The sequence below is a fragment of the Paenibacillus sp. sgz302190 genome (assembly GCF_059820445.1).
In genome coordinates this window covers 24,987-46,263 of sequence record NZ_JBZYAO010000008.1, presented here as the reverse complement: position 1 = coordinate 46,263, position 21,277 = coordinate 24,987, and the positions used below count along the sequence as shown (strand labels likewise).

Annotated in this window: 10 protein-coding genes and 1 pseudogene; 9 read left to right on the top strand and 2 right to left on the bottom strand. The window is 45.8% G+C overall.

Annotated features, from left to right (window positions below; all coding sequences use genetic code 11):
- Positions 1-70: 70 nt before the first annotated feature.
- The 3 genes from AC6RNO_RS11560 (at position 71) to AC6RNO_RS11550 (ending at position 4,151) form a co-directional block, all read left to right on the top strand.
- A complete protein-coding gene (locus AC6RNO_RS11560; RefSeq protein ID WP_497105527.1) occupies positions 71-262 on the top strand; it encodes a hypothetical protein in 192 nt (63 codons plus the stop codon).
- Between the two features lie 42 nt (positions 263-304).
- The gene (locus tag AC6RNO_RS11555) at positions 305-550 is read left to right on the top strand and encodes a hypothetical protein (protein WP_497105526.1); all 246 of its coding nucleotides are present in this window, start codon (positions 305-307) and stop codon (positions 548-550) included.
- 979 nt (positions 551-1,529) lie between these two features.
- The gene (locus tag AC6RNO_RS11550; RefSeq protein WP_474679828.1) at positions 1,530-4,151 is read left to right on the top strand and encodes an adenosylcobalamin-dependent ribonucleoside-diphosphate reductase; all 2,622 of its coding nucleotides are present in this window, start codon (positions 1,530-1,532) and stop codon (positions 4,149-4,151) included.
- Positions 4,152-4,412: 261 nt separating this feature from the next.
- On the opposite strand, the gene AC6RNO_RS11545 is transcribed toward AC6RNO_RS11550, so the two are convergent.
- A complete protein-coding gene (locus AC6RNO_RS11545; protein WP_474679315.1) occupies positions 4,413-4,958 on the bottom strand; it encodes a hypothetical protein in 546 nt (181 codons plus the stop codon).
- Positions 4,959-5,335: 377 nt separating this feature from the next.
- Positions 5,336-5,602, bottom strand: a pseudogene (locus AC6RNO_RS11540) (ISL3 family transposase); the annotation flags it as partial.
- A 397-nt stretch (positions 5,603-5,999) separates the two neighbouring features.
- Between AC6RNO_RS11540 and AC6RNO_RS11535 the strand changes: the two are divergent.
- From AC6RNO_RS11535 to AC6RNO_RS11510, 6 genes are all read left to right on the top strand, one after another.
- Entirely contained in the window at positions 6,000-14,585 is an 8,586-nt protein-coding gene (locus AC6RNO_RS11535) for a family 43 glycosylhydrolase (protein WP_497105525.1), read from the top strand.
- 215 nt (positions 14,586-14,800) lie between these two features.
- Positions 14,801-15,070 (top strand): copper amine oxidase N-terminal domain-containing protein, encoded by a 270-nt coding sequence (locus AC6RNO_RS11530; protein WP_488434746.1) that lies wholly within the window; start codon positions 14,801-14,803, stop codon positions 15,068-15,070.
- A gap of 688 nt (positions 15,071-15,758) precedes the next feature.
- Positions 15,759-16,682 carry an ABC transporter permease subunit gene (locus tag AC6RNO_RS11525; RefSeq protein ID WP_497105524.1) on the top strand — a complete coding sequence of 308 codons (924 nt, stop codon included), beginning with the start codon at positions 15,759-15,761 and terminating at the stop codon, positions 16,680-16,682.
- Positions 16,679-17,647: a carbohydrate ABC transporter permease gene (locus AC6RNO_RS11520; protein ID WP_474679311.1), complete on the top strand. Its 969-nt coding sequence runs from the start codon at positions 16,679-16,681 to the stop codon at positions 17,645-17,647. Before AC6RNO_RS11525 ends, AC6RNO_RS11520 begins: the two co-directional genes overlap by 4 nt.
- 42 nt (positions 17,648-17,689) lie before the next feature.
- On the top strand, positions 17,690-19,489 hold the full coding sequence (locus tag AC6RNO_RS11515) for a type 2 periplasmic-binding domain-containing protein (RefSeq protein ID WP_474679310.1): 1,800 nt from the start codon (positions 17,690-17,692) through the stop codon (positions 19,487-19,489).
- Positions 19,490-19,654: 165 nt separating this feature from the next.
- A complete protein-coding gene (locus AC6RNO_RS11510) occupies positions 19,655-21,205 on the top strand; it encodes a carboxylesterase/lipase family protein (RefSeq protein WP_474679309.1) in 1,551 nt (516 codons plus the stop codon).
- The last annotated feature ends 72 nt before the right edge of the window (positions 21,206-21,277 follow it).

Genomic DNA, 21,277 nt, shown 5'->3' with positions numbered 1-21,277 from the left:
TTCAGCTCATTTGCATGTATGCAAATGGGCTTTTTTTGCTGTGCCGTATGGGCGAGGGGAGGTCGCGAGGGTGATGTATGATTTGCTAGCGCTGCTGCCGCCCAAAGATGCAAAACCGGCACAGGCCTGGCCGGTCGTGAGCGGGTTGGGAGCGCGAGAACCTGCCCTGCCGGAAACCCCGAACGTCGGAGCCGGCAGCACAATTTGCTTGGTTGTACGAAGAAAACCTGATAAAAAGGTCTTTTGCCTGCAGATACGCTGACAAACGAACAATTCCTGCAATTGTGGGAGGTTTTTCACCGAAATGGGCCGCTCCCAGCGAAAAAATCTGCACTTTCGCAAGCTGTTGAAAAACCCCCACGTTAGAGGAGATAGCCATAATCTGCCTGGCCGCACGAAAAAACCTGCAAAAATACATGAATTTGCGTCCTTGATCGCTGGCTGTCCACGAACAATTCCTGCAAAAGTGCAGGCTTTTCACCGAACACATGGACTCATGCTCACTTTCAGCGAAAAAGCCTGCACTTTTGCAGGTTTTTCGCCAAAATAAGCGAATTTCGGAGAAAAAGCATGCACTTTCGCAGTTTTTTTCCTAGCAAGCTGATTTCTGTCCAGTCGTGCAGTCCCACGACCTATACCTGGAGAGGCGCAAGCCCAGAAAAGGCGGCTGTCCCCAAATTAGCCGCACTCGTTCTCCTAGCCCTCGTAGAGTGTCGCGACTTGCTCGGGCAGCCTGCACTTTTGCAGACTTTCTTCCGGCCAAGACGCCTCACCCCCCCACTTTGCTGCACTGAAACTCGTACTGCCAGGGGACGCGCCTTCTCTGATTCCCTTGCCACGTCACATTCTCGGCAATCTGACTTTCGCAGGTTTTCCGGTGTATCAGTGCCGCTGATTTCCCAATGAGTACCTCATCCGGCGTGCAGGGGGCGAACCCCATATGAGGCCTTGTGGGGCAGTCGACTTTCCGATTCCGGGTCTTTCTCCGAACCAATGATTGAGGCGACCGGGCGGCGATCCTTTTTTTTCATAGCCGAATCGTGAAAAGCAAGCATGCAAATTGGCGAATCAATCTGTCTTCTGAACGCGGTCGCTCATCTTCGATGGAGGGCATCCTTTAGCTTTGCAGAACTCGAACGAAAAAAGAAAAACTTACGAACCTATGTTCTAATTTTTGTCGGTTTGTGGTATACTGGATCTATGAAAAACGAACCGAAATTCGGGTTACAGCCGGGGGGCCGCGTCCTGCCTGGAAGGTCGCTTACGGCAAAAAACTGACCGGCGATTAATATCCTGAGCGATAAAATAAATCTGAGATAGAGAGCAATAGCAAGGAAAAATCCGAAAAACGAATATAAGCTTGCACTAATCGCCGAATTTAGTCCAAAACCTATTAGATGCACAAAATATAGTGTTGTATAATGGAACTCGCACACAATATATTGTGCTTCTACATATTTTATCAAGATATGCTTGACCTATGTTGTTGCATAATTTTGAGGCCTATTGGGAGGGTGTTGTTGTTGGAAATGATGCAAACAAGGAAGAAGTTGGATGGTTTAAGCGAGAAAATCTTTTTGGACCGGTACGCGCTTAAAAATGCGGATACCAGCCTGGCCAAGGTTGGCGATACCGTGCTTGTTCTGACGAAAGATGATCCCAAATTTCCAGCTAAAGAAGTCGGCGAAATCATAAGCCGCGACGGCAAAACGGTCAAGGTGAGGACACGCAGCGGCGAAGTCGTCGAATCCGCGGTGGAGAAGCTCACTTTAAATATAGAAAAAACTCCCGAAGAAATGTGGGACAGGCTGGCGGGAGCGATGGCTTCCGTAGAGACGACCCCGGAGAAAAAGAAAGAATGGACAGAGAAGTTCCGGTACATTCTCGACGATTGGAAGCTTGTTCCGGGCGGCCGGATTGCGGCCGGTGCCGATGCCAGCGACGAGCTGACGCTGTTTAACTGCTACGTCATCCCTTCCCCGCAAGACAGCCGCGGCGGAATTATGAGCACATTGAGCGAAATGACCGAGATTATGTCCCGCGGCGGCGGCGTTGGCATCAATCTGTCCTCCTTGCGCCCGCGGCGTTCCGTTGTCAAAGGCGTTAACGGTTCTTCCAGCGGCGCGGTTTCGTGGGGCGGATTGTTCAGCTATACGACAGGGCTGATCGAACAGGGCGGAAGCCGCCGCGGCGCGCTTATGCTGATGATCAACGACTGGCACCCGGACCTGGAGGATTTTATTACCGTGAAATCCACGATGGGACAGATTACGAACGCGAACTTGTCCGTTTGCGTCAGCAACGGTTTTATGAAAGCTGTGAAAGAAGATCTGGAGTGGGAACTTGTGTTCCCGGATACGACTGATCCTGAATATAACGACAAGTGGGACGGCAATCTCGACGCCTGGAAAAAGCTCGGCAAAGAAGTTAAGCATTACCGCACCGTGCGGGCCCGCGACGTATGGCATACGATTATCGAATCGGCGTGGAAATCGGCGGAGCCCGGCGTTGTGTTCATGGAATATTACAACCAAATGTCCAACAGTTGGTACTTCAACCCGATCATCTGCACGAATCCGTGCGGCGAGCAGGGGCTGCCGGCGTGGGGCGTATGCAACTTGTCGGCCATTAATCTTTCCAAGTTTTACGATGCCGACAAGCATGATGTGGATTGGGAAGACCTGGCTACAGTCGTTCGTTATTCGACGCGCTTCCTTGACAACGTTATTGACAAAACGCCGTATCATTTCGAAGAAAACCGGCTCAATCAGCAGGGCGAGCGTCGCGTGGGCTTAGGAACCATGGGGCTGGCAGAGCTGATGATTAAGCTGAAAATCCGTTACGGCAGCCCGGAGTCGCTGCAATTCCTGGACAAGATCTACGGCTTCATGGCCAAAGAAGCGTATCTGGCGTCAGCGGAAATTGCAGGCGAAAAAGGCTCCTTCAAACAGTTCCATGCTGAGAAGTTTTTGCAAAGCGGCTTTATGAAAAACATGACTCAGGTATATCCCGAAGTCGGAGCCGCTATTCAAAAGAAAGGCATGCGCAACGTAACGGTCATTACCCAGGCTCCTACCGGCAGTACGGGAACGATGGTAGGCACTTCCACGGGAATCGAACCTTACTTCGCTTTCGAGTATTACCGTCAAAGCCGCCTTGGCTTTGATAAACAGTATGTGCCGATCGCACAGGAGTGGAAAGATCAGCATCCGGATCAGGACTTGCCGGATTACTTCGTCACCGCGATGTCGCTGACCGCGGAAGACCATATCCGTGCTCAAGCCGCCATTCAAAAGTGGGTGGATAGCTCGATCTCCAAGACTGCCAACTGCCCGTCCGATTTTACGGTGGAAGAAACGAAAAGGCTGTACGAATTGGCATTCGATCTCGGATGCAAAGGCGTAACCATCTATCGCGACGGCAGCCGCGACGTGCAGGTGCTCAGCACCAGCGCTGAGAAGAAGGAAGAAGCTGCGGCGCCGGCGGAAAAATCGCCGAAAGAGCAGGAAGCCGAAACATTCGCCGACATTTCGAGTCAGCTCGCCGTCAATGTAGACGCGAAAACGGAGCAGGTTTTCGATAAACAATACAAACGCCGTCCGCAAGTATTGCGCGGCGCCACGTATAAAGTCAACACGCCTTTCGGCATGGCGTATATTACGATTAACGATATGAACGGCACGCCAAGCGAAATCTTCCTGAACGTAGGCAAGGCAGGCTCCGACGTATTCGCCATGTCCGAGGCGCTGGGCCGCGTGTGCTCGTTGTTCCTGCGGTACGGCGATCACGGCGATAAAGTGAAGCTGCTCGTGAAGCATCTCAAAGGCATCGGTGGCTCCGGCGCTATCGGTTTCGGCAACAACCGCGTCGAATCGATCGCGGACGCGGTCGCCAAAGCGCTCGAGCAGCACGACGAAGTGATGAACGAATCGGACGATGCGCGGAGTTTCGTGACCGCGACCAGCGAAGTGCCGGATGCCCCGGCACCTGCTGCGGCCAGCAGCTACAGCGACGGAGGCCACAGCCATAGCGCGCCTGTTCAGGACGCGTCCGCGTCGAAGGACCTGTGCCCATCTTGCGGCTCAGCATCCTTGATCAACAGCGAAGGCTGCAAGAACTGCGCCAACTGCGGCTACAGCAGATGTTCATAAAAGAAAGCCAGGGCGATGCCCCTGGCTTTTTTTCAGCTGTGTGAAATTCCAGAGCTGCTCTGGTTTTCACGTTGAAGTTAAGATAATACAAGAAAACGGGTCAAATTCTGGATAAACTCCAGGCTTTGACCCGTTACCATTTATATCTGAACGCAAGGATCCAAAGTGATAAAGTTTAAAGCAAAATAAAATTATTTGGGGGGAGAGACACGTGGCTTGACAAAAAAAGAGCCACATTAAACTGCGGCTCTCATAATAAACTTAACGCCCGCCAGTATTTGTAGCCCAGACAGGATACCAGCCTTTATCAGCGTGCTTTGTGTTATAAACAACTGCATTACCGTCATCTTGAACAACTAGAATGTCGCCAGAAAGGTCAGCTGGCACATTATTTCTTCCGTAATGGCCTGGAGCCCATAATTCGGGAGCAAATCTCCATATAGTATAGCCTTTTACCCTTTCTTGTAAACCAAGAGCTTGTGGGGAAGAAGGAGGTTGGTTTGCGGCGAAACCTAAATATTCGGGATAATATGATTTGTAATAACCAGCAGATGAATCATAATAATCAGCATGAAAATTAACAGTGTCTGAAGCCCAGAGAGACGTTGTGGTATTATTGAAATTCTTATAAAGTACTAGATTTCTATCGTTCTGAAAGATGAGGGAATATATACCATTATTCGAAGTTAACACTTGACCTTTTTCAAGTGTTTCACCAGCTACGAGCGTACTCTTTGCAGACGCTGCTGAGACAATAGAGAGCTGAAGCATGAATACCGCAAACAAAATTAATGAGATCTTTTTCATAATAACCTCTTTTCTAAATAGTATTTTAATTCTGGTGCAAAGCTTGTTATAAAGTTCAGTCCATACAAGTTCAGTAGAACTTCATACACTTCCTCCCTCTTTCCGGCTTATCCTAATTATTACATATACCATTAAAATAGTAAATGTTTAACTTGAGATGCTTAGAAAGCAACAAGAAGGATTGCCTTCTCCTCAAGATATGAAACGAAATATGACGGATGCTAGCAAAGATGCACTTATTGCTTCTTCGACGATTGAAATACTGGCTATTCGCAGTTTCACATGGGTAATATAAATCTATAAAACTTGGACAAGGGAATCGTGTTCGGTGAGATGAGCGGGTTGTGGCTCCAAACTGATCGCGGTTCTTTTTTGTTTTAAATTTCGACTGTTTTGAACTTCAGTCCACCTGCAATTAAATAAATCATCGTTTTTAGGTTTTTGACCGGCCTGTAGCCGCGCGCACGTCGTTTAGCGCTTTGAATGAGGCCGTTAATAGCCTCCATAATGCCGTTTGTCACTTTCGATGTAAACCATCGTAAGATTCCTTTTTCATGCTGACGAATGGTTTTCGCAGCCTTCACCATATCAGGGATTTGGCTGTGCGTCGCCCAGTAGTACCAACTGTCCAGGAACAGTTTTGCCTTCTCCGGTGTTTCCTAATAACGGAGCCACGCGTGTTGCGGGCTCCGTTTTCTAATAAATTATGGAATATCACCGTTTTCTACTTTTCAGTATTAGTGAGTGTTATTTGAATTGATTGAGAAAATTGTTTCAAATCATCTATGGGGGCGCAGAATGATTAAGCGCTCCTTTTTTTATTTATTCTAGTGAGAAATACCAATGAAGAATTATATTTATTGATTAGACCCGAGCGTGATTATGCAGGTAGCATTGCTAGCGGCGAAGAGCAAAAAAAATCAAACTTTTACCGAAAGTAATTCTATTATTATTTTTCTATTTATCCTATAAAATATTTTGTAAGCGGATTCACAAGATACATCATGCCCAATACCAGAAAAAGTAGGAAGGGAGAAGATTATGGCGAAAATGAGGGTTTTGGCAGTCTTGTTAATTGTTACAATGCTTACAGGGTTAATCCCATTTACACCACCAGTCAAGGCAGTTGCGGCAGATAACAGTTTGATGCTGTGGTACAAGTTTAATGAGGGAAGTGGAACAACAATTACTGATTACTCCGGTAACAACCGCAATGGCACCTTGAATGGTGGTTACACTTGGGGGACCGCGGCGAATGGATCGGGAGCGGTCGAACTGGACGGAAGCAGCGGTTTCGTACAAATGCCGAATGGTATTCTAACAGGGGTAACGGATATTACCGTAACGACCAGCGTCTATCTTGACACAGCGAATGCTGACCCGGCCTGGGTATATACTTTTGGCTCCTCTGAATACGCTGGTGCACCGAGTACAACGTATTTCGCACTATTGGAAGACGGGGGCGGGAATCTTAGAAGCACGATCTCATTAAACCGGTGGGAAAATGAACAAAACACAGCAAAGAGAGCGCCTTTAACCAAAGGGGTATGGAAAAACGTTGCTTTTACTTTGTCAGGAACAACAGGAACGCTGTATGAAGATGGGGTAGTGATTGCCCAAACGACAAATGTTACGAATGCTCCTAAGAATATTGGCGATCTGTACAACTATATCGGCAAACCTGAGTACTCGGCAGACAAGTATCTCAAAGGTAAAGTATCGGATTTCCGCATATACAACCATGCTTTATCCTCCAGTGAGGTAAAAAATGTCTGGATTGAGTCTTTAAATGATACGGATGCTGTCACAACCGTAAAAGGAATTCTTGACTTAGGGGATCTTTCTGCGGTAAAAGGCAATGTCAGTTTGCCTGCCGCATATGCCGGCGCCTCCATCGCATGGACTTCCGATAACCAGAGCGTTATCCAGAATGACGGTACTGTAACTAGACCGTCAGGTGTAAATACAACGGTAAACCTGACTGCTACGATAACCAGGGGCAGTGCAATCGATACAAAGATTTTCACTGCGAATGTATTGAAAAGCGGGACCGTATATTCCTTGGATTCCACTTCATACACGCTGAAAAAAAATACGACCCACGCAACGCTGTTAACTGTCACCTATGATGATTTATCTACGGCAAATGTCACCAGCAGTGCAACGTTTAGATCCTCGGACACAACGGTAGCATCAGTAGATGCCTTAGGTGTGGTTACGGGGATCAGTAGGGGAAATGCGACGATAACCGTAACATACAACGGACAAACATGGCAAGTATCTGTTACAGTAACTAAAGATTTGGTTTCATGGTACAAGTTTGATGAGGCAAGCGGAACGACGGCAGCGGACTCCTCCGGAAACAATCATCAAGCCACTCTTACTGGTGGAGCTTCTTGGGTTCGCGGAGAAATTGCAAACGCCGTAGACCTTAACGGATCCAATCAATATGTCGATCTTCCTGATGGGATTGTATCTACTCTCCAAACTTGCACCATTTCAACTTTAGTTAATTTGGATACGGTGAAATGGTGGAACCGAATTTTTGATTTTGGCTCATCCCAAACGAATTATATGTTTGTCACGCCAGAAGCCGGAAACCTCCGTTTTGCCATACGAACACCCGCTATTAATGAACAAATCATCAATGGAACATCGCCCGTTCCGGCTAGTTCATGGCATCATGTTGCGGTCACATTAGATGGAGCGACGGGAATTCTCTACCTTGACGGTGTTGAAGTAGGACGCAACAGCTCCATGACGCTCAAACCCTCGGATTTGGGCAATACCACTTCAAACTATATCGGAAAGTCTCAATTTAATGATCCGCTTCTTGATGGACGGGTGGATGACTTCCGTATTTACAACAAAGCCCTTACTTCAGATGAGATAAGTGCACTTGCTGCATCATCACTGGCTAATGTAGCAGTGACAGGTGTCAAGGTGGATAAAATCGGAGCAAGTGCTGTAGTTGGAGATACGATACAATTAACAGCTGCAGTATCACCTTTAAATGCAACAAATCAGGTAGTAACCTGGACCAGTAATAACCCTGCCGTAGCTACGGTAAACGCTGCAGGTTTGGTTACAGCAGTTGGAGCAGGCAATACGGACATTACAGCTTCAACTGCCGACGGAGGCAAAACTGCAACTTGCGTTGTGTTCGTAGCAGCAAGTGCAGATGAGCTTCAAGATCCAGAGATAGAGTTGGCAAAAAAGCAATTGGTGATTCCCAATGCAGGCGATATACGCGGCAACATCACATTGCCAAGCACAATGACGGTTGGAACGGAAACCGTGAATATCACCTGGATAACTGACAAATCTGATGTTGTGAATGTTAACGAACAGGTAAATGGAAATTATGATCATACACCTCCCGGTGTCGTTACAAGACAGGCAGCAGATACACAGGTATCATTAACCGCACACTTGACGCATGGAACAGCAACCGGAACAAAGGATATCATCATTACCGTTAAGGCAAAACCGGCACCGATCCATGAATCCGATTATGCAGGATATTTATTTTCATACTTTACGGGTGCCAATCGGCCTGATGCGGAACAGACTTACTTCGGATTAAGTCAGGATGGATTGCATTGGGACGCAATGAATGGTAACGATCCGGTACTGACTTCACATGTTGGAACCAAAGGAGTACGGGATCAGTTTATCATGCGTTCGCCTGAGGGCGACAAGTTCTATCTGGTTGCAACGGATCTTCGGATCGCTGATACGGATTGGGGTTCGGCACAAACATCCGGAAGCAAGTCGGTGGTCATCTGGGAATCCACTGATTTGGTGAACTGGTCCAGTGAACGATTGGTCAGGGTTGCCACGGATGATGGGGGAAATACATGGGCTCCTGAAGTTGTATATGATGACAAAACAGGAGAATATGTGATGTTCTGGGCATCACGAGTTGGATCGGATAACTATGCGAAACAAAGGATTTACATTTCCAAGACCAGGGACTTCTATACCTTTTCGAAACCTGAGATATGGATTGAAAGACCGGTTGATGTAATAGACGTAGATATAACAAAGTACAATGGAACCTATTACAGATTCTCAAAAGATGAGACACATTCCAATATTCTTATTGATACGTCCGATCAATTGTTGGGGAAGCCCTACAACGTACTTTCGTCCGATAGCGTTGGAGCGCAGCAGGGTGTGGAAGGTCCGGCAATTTTCAAATTCAACGGTGAGAATAAATGGTGCCTGCTGTTGGACAACTATGGCGGTGGAGGTTACTTTCCTATGGTATCCACTGACATCGCATCAGGGGTATTCAGGAAGCTTGCCCCTTCCGAGTATAGGTTGCCGCCAGGACCGCGTCACGGCACAGTAATGCCGATTACAAAGGCGGAATACGATGCCGTTAAGGCCAAATGGGGGGCATGGAAACCTGTGGAAGCTCCACAGCAAAACCCCGTACTGGAATATAAATTCGATGAAACTAAAACAGGCAACGCAATCCAGGATACCTCAGGCAATAACCGCACTGGCACCTTGAACGGGAATGCAACATATGTAACGGATTCGGATACGAAGTCACAAGTCCTGTATCTGGATGGTTCAGACGGCACATACGCAGCTTTCCCCCAAGGCTTCTTTGATGGGAGAGATACGGTAACGGTTTCCATGGATATCAAGCCGGTAACGGTAAATGGAAACTTCTTTACCTTTGCGATCGGTAAAGATAACAACAAGTATATGTTCTTCCGAACACGGAATACTGAACTGCGGAATGCCATTACAACAGGCTCATATGGCTCAGAGCAGGAGGTCAAAGCAACTACGGATCCCATAGCAGGCAAATGGATGAATATTAAGCTTGTCGTTACACCTACGAGCATGGCCATTTATAAGGATGGAAGATTGCTCAGTAAAAACAAAAATGTAAACATATCCATGTCCGATTTAGGCGAGGACTTACTGGCCTATTTGGGAAAATCATTCTATCATGACCCGTACTTTAAAGGCTATTTTGATAATATCAAGGTATACAACCGCGCGCTTACGGATCAGGAAATCGAAAGTGAATTTGGTATTAAGGATGATTCGGTAAAAATAATAAGCGCAGAAGATGTAACAATGACTACAACAGTTGGCCAAGCACCTCAATTGCCTTCAAATGTAAATGTGAGATACAGTAATAACACGACAGGCACCGTTCCTGTAACATGGGATGCCATCGATCCGCATCAGTATGCAAACCCAGGAGCCGTAACCGTACAAGGATCTTTATATGATAATGAGTACGGGAATCCACTTATAATGAACCGAGCAGATCCATATATTTATAAGCATACAGATGGTTATTACTACTTTACTGCTTCATATACGGACGGCTCAGAAGGTCACAACAATGTAGGCATGTACCAGTATGACCGAATCATACTGAGAAGAGCAACAACGATACAGGGACTTGCCACTGCTGAGGAGAAGGTAATCTATACAAAGGACCCCATTAACGGGAATCAAAGCCCCCATGTTTGGGCACCTGAAATCCATTATATGGATGGAAATTGGTATATCTATTATGCGGCCACAATATCCAATACCGATATTTGGCAGATCCGTCCACAAGTACTCATGTGTCCAGGAAATCTGGACCCTATGGTAAAAGAAAATTGGCAGTATATGGGGCAGATGCAGAAGACCAATCCGTCAGACATGGCTTTTAATGGGTTTTCTTTAGACGCAACAACCTTTGAACATAATGGAACGAGATATCTTGTATGGGCTCAGATTGATTCTGTTTCAAATTTATATATAGCAAGAATGAAGGATCCATTAACGATCGATACGAATGCAGTAAAAATATCATCCCCCCTATATGATTGGGAAAAACATGGATATGAGGTTAATGAGGGACCAAGTGTCCTAAAGAAAAACGGAAAAATATTCATTTCCTATTCCGCAAGTGCTACGGATGCCCTTTACTGCCTTGGACTTTTAACGGCTTCCGATACAAGTGATTTGCTGAACCCTAGTTCGTGGGAGAAGTCACCTAATCCGGTATTTAAATCCGATGCTGCAAACGGGCAATATGGACCGGGACACAATAGCTTTACAGTGTCCGAGGATGGTAAGGATGATATTCTTGTCTACCATGCGCGTGAGGAAGAAAAGTACATCGGCAATGGTTATGAACCGTTATATGATGCAGGCAGGCATACCAGAGTTCAGAAATTGTATTGGAACAGTGATGGTACACCGAACTTTGGAGCACCTGTTGCTGATGGAAAAGTGCTGTCATCTGTGAAAGCTAAAGTCAAGATTATAGTTGCAGAACCATCCCAAACAAATCCTGTGCTGGAATATAAATTCGACGAAACAAAAACAGGAAACGCAATCCGGGATACCTCAGGCAACAACCGCACAGGCACCTTGAACGGGAATGCAACATACGTAACCGATTCGGATACGAACTCACAAGTCCTGTACCTGGATGGTTCGGACAGCACATATGCAGCTTTCCCCCAAGGCTTCTTTGATGGAAGGGATACGGTAACGGTTTCCATGGATATCAAGCCGGTAATGGTAGATGGAAACTTCTTTACCTTTGCGATCGGTAAAGATAACAACAAGTATATGTTCTTCCGAACACGGAATACTGAACTGCGGAATGCCATTACAACAGGCTCATGGGGCTCTGAGCAGGAGGTCAAAGCCACTACGGATCCTATAGCAGGCAAATGGATGAATATCAAGCTTGTCGTTACACCTACAAGCATGGCCATTTATAAGGATGGAAGATTGCTCAGTAAAAACAATCATGTAAATATAGCCATTTCCGATTTAGGCGAGGACTTACTGGCCTATTTAGGAAAATCATTCTATAATGACCCGTACTTTAAAGGCTATTTTGATAATATCAAGGTATACAACCGCGCGCTTACGGAAACAGAAATCGCCAAAGAATTCAACATTACGGATATTCCACTGATTAAGGGTGCGTCAGCAGACGGCTACAGTATTGTTACAACGAAAGCCGATGCGGCGAACCATAAGGCTACGGTATATTTCAGCCGCAGCAACAGCACGAAAAAAGATTTGAAACAAGTGCCGCTAACCTACGTGCTGTCCGAAGGGTGCACGATGGATGGAACAAACGGTCAGACTGTGGATCTATCGAATCCTGTTTCCGTTACCATCCATTTACCGGATCAAAGTACGCAGGTATGGACCGTGCAAGGCGTATTTGCCAACAATCCGGCTTTGGGCGGTCAATTTGCAGATCCTGATGTTGACGTTTTTAACGGGAAATTCTACATCTACCCGACAACCGACGGATTTGAAGGCTGGAACGGAACACAATTCCACGTATTCTCGTCCGATAATATGACGGCTTGGAAAGATGAAGGAGTTATTTTGGATGCGGGAGCAGGCAAAGACGTCCCTTGGTCGATCGGAAGCGCATGGGCGCCAACCATTGAAGAAAAGAACGGAAAATATTATTTCTACTTCTGTGCGAAGCGTCAAGATGGAGCTTCCTTAATCGGCGTAGCTGTAGCTGACAGCCCGACGGGTCCATTTATAGCGCAAAGCACACCGTTGATAACTCCTGAGATCGTGAAGAATGCCGGTATTACAACCATGTGGCAGACCATCGACCCCTCCATCTTCACGGATGACGATGGTACTTCCTATATGACTTTTGGTAACGGATCTCCTGCCATCGTTCAGCTCAATGATGATATGGTAAGCTTAAAACCGGGAACGATGAGAAGCCTGACCGGAGCAACCGATTTTAGGGAATCCATGGTAGTCATAAAGAGAAACGGAGTTTACCACTTTACTTGGACGTGCGATGATGCAGGCAGTGAAAACTATCATGTCAATTACGGTACGTCAAGCAACCTGCATGGTCAAATTGATTTCAAGTATACGTTGTTGGCGAAGGACACAAGCAAAGATATCCTAGGTACAGGACACCAGTCAATCGTCAAGGTGCCCGGCAAGGACGAGTATTATATCGCCTACCATAGGTTTGTAACGCCATTGGGACAGTACACCAGCGGATTCGGCTTCCATCGGGAGACTAGCATCGATAAGCTGGAGTTTAATGCAAATGGGTTGATGAAAGTTGTAACGCCAACCCTGGAGGGTATTACCCAACCTGTAATAGCCGTACCCGTAACAGGTATAACCGTAACGGGCGGAACGACTGTAGAAGCAGGTAAAACGCTTCAAATGAATGCTTCCGTAACACCGGAGAATGCAGCGAACAAGACGGTTACATGGAGTGTTGTAAATGGAACCGGTCAGGCAACAATCGATATAACCGGATTGTTAACAGCGAATGGCGCCGGAACCGTTACAGTTAAGGCTACAGCGAACGATGGTTCAGGCGTTGTAGGAGAATGTGATATTACCATAACTGCTAAACCATCACCAACACCTACGCCAACATCTACGTCAACACCTACTTCAACGCCAGCACAACCAGAACCAACACGAACTCCTGGCAAAGTTGAGGTGGCCCCGCCAGTTGTTGATCAAGCAACAGGCACGGCAACGGCAACTGTCGATTCAGCTGCCTTGGATAAGGCACTTCAAGAGTCCAACGTTGCGTTGGTTGAAATACCAAAGGCTGAAGGCGCAAATTCATTCGTTATCAGATTGCCGGCTCCGGCTCTGGCATCCACGGATGCTGCAAAGATAGTAAAATTGAAAACAGAAACAGCTGATTTAGCGGTTCCTACCAATATGCTGGAGGCATCCGAATTAGTTGGGGCAGATAAGGTTGACATTGCGATAGGAAAAGCGGATACCTCAAAGCTCGACAGTGAGACAAAAGCCGCCATCGGCGAAAGGCCTGTCATTGAGCTTAACCTTAAGGTTGATGGTACAACAAGGTCATGGAGCAATCCAAATGCACCTGTTACCGTAACAATACCCTATACTCCAACCGCTGCTGAATTGGCAGATCCTGAACATATTACGGTATGGTATATTGACGGAAACGGGAAAGCTGTTGCAGTGCCGACAGCCAAATACGATCCGGAGTCCGGCAAAATCACCTTCATTACCACATATTTCAGCAGGTATGCCGTAACGTATGTGAATGACTCTTTTAGCGATATTAACAACTACCCATGGGCGAAGAAGGCCATCGAGGTCATGGCTTCCAAAGGGGTAATCAACGGAGTGGCTGCAGACCGTTTTGCGCCGGACCGTGATATTACGAGAGCAGACTTCGTGTTCATCTTGGTAAAAGCCCTCGGACTTTCTGCAAAGACAGACAGCAATTTTACTGGTGTACGGCAGGACGCTTATTATGCAGATGCTCTTGCAGTGGCTAAAAAACTTGGAATCGCAGCTGGCGTCGGAGACAACAGGTTCAATCCCGATGAGAAGATATCCAGGCAGGACCTGATGATACTGATTGACCGCGCGATGAAAATCGCCAAGAAGGAACTGGCCGCAGGTTCGGATGCGGATCTTGCCCAATTCGAGGATCATGCAAGTGTTGCACCCTATGCAGCACAAAGCGTATCAACCCTAATCAAGAACGGAATTGTTACTGGTGATGGAGCAAAAATAAATCCTCTAGATACCGCTACAAGAGCGGAAGCAGTTGTTCTGATCTACAGAATATACAACAAGTAGAATCTGTAGGAATCTGTAAAATTGATCATCAAACATTCCCTATCACCAAACAAGCCCGGGTATGAACATGAACCCGGGCTTGATATTGAATACCCCCAATACAATCAAACGGATCTGAGAAGGGTATCTCTTATTATTAATGATTTATCGGATATTTCAATTTTAGAAAGTCAAAGTCAACTTTGGGTAATATATTTAGCTAATAATCCGTTCCTATGAGGAAAATATTCGAGGCATTACATGCAAAAGTAACATGGGTGAATGATACTCGTTCGATTACTGCAGCTAAATCAGATTTGTCATTAAAACTTCGGGTAGGTTCTAATGAAGTGGAAATTAATGGCGAAGTAGGAACTAGATACAGAAGTTCAAATAATCAACGGAAGTATATTTGTCCCATCCCAATAAGGCTCGTCAGTGAAGCATTAGGCGCTGAGGTCAAATGGGATACCTTAAACAAGACAGTCGTAATAACAACCAATTAGTAACAATATTGAAGGAATGATTAGGATCAAATAAAGCTTTGTATAATTATGTATAAGTATAATTATTTTAAATATTTTTTTCTAACGAATTCTGCAACAAATACTTCATCTTCGCCACTGGCGAGTGTAGTTTCTAACGAATTCTGAAACAACTAAAACGGAGCCACGCGGGTTTGCGGGCTCCGTTTTCTAATTATTTCTGGAATATCACATTTTTTTCTTCATTGTTTTTGTGTGGAGTCATAATTTTTGAGGAAATTTTCAGAATTATTGAGACTGGATTTTCAGAATTGATGAGAAATATTGCTTCCATTTAAAAAAATCCAATTTGGTTTCCAAAGTAAGTTACTCCATCTGATGACTTCATTATCAATTACGTTATCATGAATTAGAGCTTTGCACCACAACCTTTTCTCCACTGTTCATAGATGCCATCATCGTGATTCACCGAGCTATATGAGAATAGATCAATAATCGATGAGAATACGTCATTGTTTTGAAAAAATTGATATCTTATAATAGCTTTAACGAAACCGAATGAAAACGCTACCAAAACAAGGTACGTCCTCAAATTCATCGATGACCTTTTGCGCTGGAGTAGAGTGAAACTGCCATTTGGGCACTTCATATTTTTTTTGGATATCGTTATTTGTCAATAATACGTTGAATATAAAATAGGGGGCCTGACATGGTACGAATAGAAAAATACAGCAAGAAAAGCATCTCAACAATAAAATTCCTCTTTATTATGCCTTTTATGGTTTTACTTGGTGTCTTTGCATATTACCCGCTATATGGTTGGGTTTATGCATTCTTTGACTATACGCCGCCGATTCCGCTGTCCCAATCGCCGTTTGTTGGTCTGAAGTGGTTTCATACCTTGGTCGAAAACCAAGTAAAGATCGATCAAACGCTTCAAATACTCAAGAACACGTTTGGGATGAGTGGCTTGAATCTGCTATTCTCCTGGCTTCCAATGATTTTTGCCATATTCCTGACGGAGATCAAATCCGTACGTTTCCGGAGGTTTATACAGACGGTAACAACCTTGCCGAACTTCATCAGCTGGGTATTGGTCTATTCACTGGCATTTTCAATGTTCTCTAGTGAAGGTATAGTCAACGGCCTTTTGAAACAACTTGGATTTATCGATTCCCCGATATTACTTCTTCAAAACTCCGACCATGTTTGGATTATGATGTGGATTTGGACGACTTGGAAAACATTGGGTTGGTCAGCCATATTGTATATAGCGGCGATTATGAGTATTGATGATTCTCTATATGAAGCGGCCTATGTAGACGGCGCGACAAGAATGCGGGTGATCTGGCATGTAGTATTGCCGAGTATGGTGCCGACCTATTTTGTTTTGTTGATGCTGCAAATTGCGAGTTTTCTGAATAATGGCTTGGAGCAATATTTCGTATTTCAAAATGCATTTAACAAGGATTCCATACAGGCTTTAGACTTATATGTTTACAACCTAGCAATGGGAGGCGGCAGCTATTCCGTGTCCGTCGCGATCAGTATGCTAAAGAGCTTGATTAGTGTTGTACTTCTCTTTTCTGTGAACGGACTATCAAAAAGACTAAGAGGAGAGAGTATTGTATGAGTGATAAAGCAGTAGGGCTGGCGCCGAATGATAAAGTGCATGGCAGCCATCTCACTAGAAAAATTAAAGTCCAGGTCAGCCCAACAGACAAAATGATTACTGTTTTAATATATTTCCTGTTTTCCCTGTATGCGCTTATTTGTGTATATCCATTTTACTCAATCATTATTAATACGATAAGTGCAAACGATATCAGTGCCAAAGGTGATGTTATCTTTTACCCGATAAATATCCAATTTCATAACTACGTGGATGCGTTTAAAATACCGGGGTTGTGGGATGCAGCCATTGTATCTGTAGGAAGGACCGTGATTGGAACCACTTTGACGGTAGGGGCTTCCGCCTTTCTGGGATTCATGTTTACCCAGGAGGACATGTGGAGGAGAAAATTATGGTATCGCTATACGGTTTTAACCATGTTTTTTAATGCCGGGGTTATTCCATGGTATTTGACAATGAGGTCTTTGCATCTGACAAACAATTTTTTGGCCTATATTCTGCCGACAATCGTAGCTCCGTTTTTCATCATTCTTGTAAAGACTTTCGTGGAATCAACGCCGAAGGAATTGCAACATGCGGCAAGTATCGACGGGGCCGGGACCATGACCCTTTTTTTCAAAATCATGTTGCCGATTTGTAAGCCCATATTGGCTACAGTTGCCATATTCGCTGCAGTGGATCAGTGGAACTCCTTCCAGGACACGTTGTTGTTGGTCACGGAGAGCAAACTATATAGCTTGCAGTTTATTCTATATAACTATATTAATCAGGCAAGTTCCATATCCAGCATGGTAAACCTGCAGAATGCCGGTTCGACAGCGATAACAAGTCTGGCAACAAAGCAAACCACTACTTCAATTCGAATGACGGTGACCATTATTGTTGTAGCGCCCATTATGTTGGTTTATCCGATTTTCCAAAGGTTTTTTGTAAAGGGGATTATGATCGGTGCAGTGAAAGGATAACTTGCACCGGTTTAATAAATTGAAACAATATGGGGGTTGAGTATGAGTAAACCTAGTAAAGCAGTAAAAAAATCGATGTTGTTATTGTTTGCAAGCCTCTTAATGGTTTCGATAGCATTGACCGGCTGTGGAGGCGAATCTAACAATAAGGCTGCATCAACGGAACCAAGTAAGTCACCAGACTCCGGTACTGGAGCTACATCCAAGGCTAGTACAGCACTAGATCACAGTAAACCGCTGACCATTACCGTTTTTGACAATGCAGCAAATTATCAAGGTGAGCAGAAAGGGTGGTATGGAAAGCTTATTAAGGATAAGTTCAATATCACATTGAACATTCTTGCTCCGCAGATTGCCGGCGATCAGCTATACAAGACAAGATCGGCAGCAGGAAATTTGGGCGATCTCCTGATCGTCAATAACAATCAGTTGGAAGAATTAATTCCAGCCGGTCTGATTATGGATCTCACGGATAAGATCAAGAATACGCAGAACCTGTCCAAATATGTGGATAATCATTTCAAACCTTTCAATGCAGCATTTCAAAAAGTAAATCCGAATGGCAAGATTTATGCTTTGCCGACTTTTGAGGCAGATACTTCACCAACGACATTCTCGGAACAAACCCCTTACTCAAGCCCAATAATGCCTTGGGATTATTTCAAGGGAGTTGGGGCTCCCAAGCTGAACAATCTGGATGATCTTTTAAATGTTCTGAAGCAAATGCATGAGAAATTTCCCAAGACTCCGGACGGTAAAGCGATCGCTCCGATCACCTTGTGGAAGGATTGGGACAGCAGAGGCACTATGGAAAATGCACGCTGGTTGAGCAATTGGTACGGTTATGAGCAGCCAGAAGGAACCACCACCATCCAGTTGAATGCAAAAGGCGACATCGTTCCGCTCATTGATGACAACAGTATGTACAAGAAGATTCTGCAATTCTATTTTAAAGCAAATCAGATGGGTTTGGTTGATCCTGACTCACCAACCCAGGATTGGAACAAAGTATCAGAAAAGCTGACCAACAAGCAGGTGCTTCTCTTGTGGTACTCATGGGAAACAGGGTTCTACAATACAATTGAAAGAGGTAAAAAGGGTGACGGGAATGTTGCTGTTCCGATCGCTGACATGCACATCATTCAGGCAAGCGATGCTTATTACGGCAATGGTAGAGTATTTGCTATCGGTTCCAAAGCCAATGATCCCGATCGGATCATGGAATTCATGGATTGGCTTGCTTCTCCTGAAGGCCTGCGCTACTATGTGAATGGATTTGAAGGCTTCAACTACGAAAAGACGGCAGACGGTAAATTTAAGCTGACCGAAGTGGGTCAAACCGCATTCCAGAAAAATACACCCGTTCCGGAAGAGTACGGAGGCGGCGGATACCAGGACGGACAAAGCAAGCTTAACACGATGATCATAAGCGATTTTGCCAAAGATCCAAAGACAGGGGAGTTCTATAACAGCAATTACTGGGGCTCAACAATTGAAGCGAACAAGACAGCGTTAACGACGGATTGGCAGAACACCTATAATGCAGAAAACGCAACAGATTACTACCTGAAACATAAGATGATCGATATCGTCCCCAATATCAATACAAGTTTAGGAAGCGATTCATCAGATATTAAAAACAAACGCAGCCAGATTTCTGACTATGTAAAGAACACATCCTGGAAAATGGTATTCGCAAAGAATCAAGCAGAGTTCGACAAGCTTTGGGAAATGTTGAAGAAAGATGTGATAGGCCTCGGCTGGAATGATGTATTTGCTTCGGATACGGAAAAAGCGCAAAAGATTATTAAAATGCGTGCCGATGCATTAGCTAAAAAGTAAAAATTATAATTTTTTATGAATGAGGGATATGTATGATCTGATCTTATATATCCCTCATTCATTTTCTGATTCTAGACTAATACATCGTCCGTCGATGATCTTTTGCAGATTCTTGCAAAGACGCTTTCGTGGAAAGAGTTCGCTTAATGAAAGGAGAAATCAAACATGCTTAGAGTCGTAAACGTTGAAAACGGATTGGTACAAGGGCTGCCAGCAGCCGACCCCCGGATCACGATTTTCAAAGGGATCCCGTTTGCCGCTCCGCCCGTAGGAGAGAACCGCTGGCGTGCCCCGCAGCCCGCCAAAGACTGGAGGGGCGTGCTCAAAGCGTACGAATTCGCGCCGGTCTCGATGCAGGTCAGACAAGAAATCGACGAAAACAATATTTATACCCGGGAATGGGCCGTGGAACCGGACATCGCCATGGACGAGGACTGCCTCTACCTTAACGTGTGGACCCCGGCTAACCGTGCCGATGAAAAGCTGCCGGTGTACGTATGGTATTTCGGAGGAGGTCTGCAGGTCGGTCATACGGCCGAGATGGAGTTCGACGGGGAACGCATCGCCCGAAGAGGCATCGTCGTAGTCACGATCAACTATCGTCTGAACGTGTTCGGATTTCTATGCCACCCTGAAATCACGGCGGAATCGCCGGAAGCTCCCGCGAACTTCGGCCACCTCGACCAACAAGCTGCTACAAGATGGGTCAAACGCAATATCGCTGCTTTCGGCGGCGATCCGGACAACATCACCATCGGCGGACAATCTGCCGGCGGCGGAAGCGTCATGAGCCAGCTTACTTCACCGCAGAACAACGGCCTCTTTCAGAGAGCGATCGTGCAGAGCGGGGTATTCACGGAGCTCTACCCGGGAGCCCGCACGCCCAGGTTTCTGCGCGATATAAGGGAAGCCGAACAGGAAGGTGTTCAATTCTTCGAATTTCTCGGCATTTCCTCGCTTGTGGAAGCGCGGAAGCTTGATGCGGTTTCTCTCCGAGACAAGATGCTGGAGTACAATGCGTTCTGGGGCACCGTCGTCGACAATAAGTTCAGTGATGGCAACGCGTTCGAATTGTTCCTTCAAAACAAGCGCTTGCAGGTACCGGTGATGTTCGGCCATACGTCATCCGAGTTTTTCAGCGCTCCGGAGGCCGATTCGCTGGACGAAATCAAGAACTTGGCCGTCGACTTATTCGGCGATGATGCCAATGAATTTCTTGAAATTTGCGGATTTCCATCAAGCAACTTCGATGAGGTCTTGAAAAAAGCTTCGGTAAGTGGCATCGAATACGCGATACGGATTGCCGGGCAGGCCAATGCAGATACCGGCGCCAATCTCCCGTTGTACTATTACAATTTCGATGCGGGAATCCCAGGTTGGGATAACCCTGGAACGTTCCACTCGGTGGATCTCTGGTTCTTCTTCGAGACCCTCGCCAAATGCTGGAGGCCGTTCGTCGGCAAACATTACGATCTTGCCCGCCAAATGTGCAATTACTGGGCGAACTTCATTCGTTGTGGAGATCCGAACGGCAAAGATTCTACGGGAGAGGACTTGCCGCGGTGGGAGCCCTATACGCCAAATGCACCGTACGGCATGCGATTCGTGGATCAAGCCGAGTTTTCCAGTGAACAACCCAGTGATATGATGCAGCTCCTCGTGAGACAATATTTCAAGAGAAAATCCGTTGAATTCGTATGCGGAAGTATAGATTGACAAGGGGAGGAAGTTCCATGAAACTGGAATTCGGCAACTATATCACTGAGAGGATATTTAGCCATGCAAGAG

What these genes read in the sequence shown, in the direction of transcription:
- AC6RNO_RS11555 (WP_497105526.1), top strand. Translation starts at nt 305, where the DNA reads ATGGGCCGCTCCCAGCGAAAAAATCTGCACTTTCGCAAGCTGTTGAAA.
- AC6RNO_RS11520 (WP_474679311.1), top strand. Translation starts at nt 16,679, where the DNA reads ATGAGTGATAAAGCAGTAGGGCTGGCGCCGAATGATAAAGTGCATGGC.
- AC6RNO_RS11550 (WP_474679828.1), top strand. Translation starts at nt 1,530, where the DNA reads ATGATGCAAACAAGGAAGAAGTTGGATGGTTTAAGCGAGAAAATCTTT.
- AC6RNO_RS11515 (WP_474679310.1), top strand. Translation starts at nt 17,690, where the DNA reads ATGAGTAAACCTAGTAAAGCAGTAAAAAAATCGATGTTGTTATTGTTT.
- AC6RNO_RS11545 (WP_474679315.1), bottom strand. Translation starts at nt 4,958, where the DNA reads ATGAAAAAGATCTCATTAATTTTGTTTGCGGTATTCATGCTTCAGCTC.
- AC6RNO_RS11525 (WP_497105524.1), top strand. Translation starts at nt 15,759, where the DNA reads ATGGTACGAATAGAAAAATACAGCAAGAAAAGCATCTCAACAATAAAA.
- AC6RNO_RS11510 (WP_474679309.1), top strand. Translation starts at nt 19,655, where the DNA reads ATGCTTAGAGTCGTAAACGTTGAAAACGGATTGGTACAAGGGCTGCCA.
- AC6RNO_RS11530 (WP_488434746.1), top strand. Translation starts at nt 14,801, where the DNA reads ATGAGGAAAATATTCGAGGCATTACATGCAAAAGTAACATGGGTGAAT.
- AC6RNO_RS11535 (WP_497105525.1), top strand. Translation starts at nt 6,000, where the DNA reads ATGGCGAAAATGAGGGTTTTGGCAGTCTTGTTAATTGTTACAATGCTT.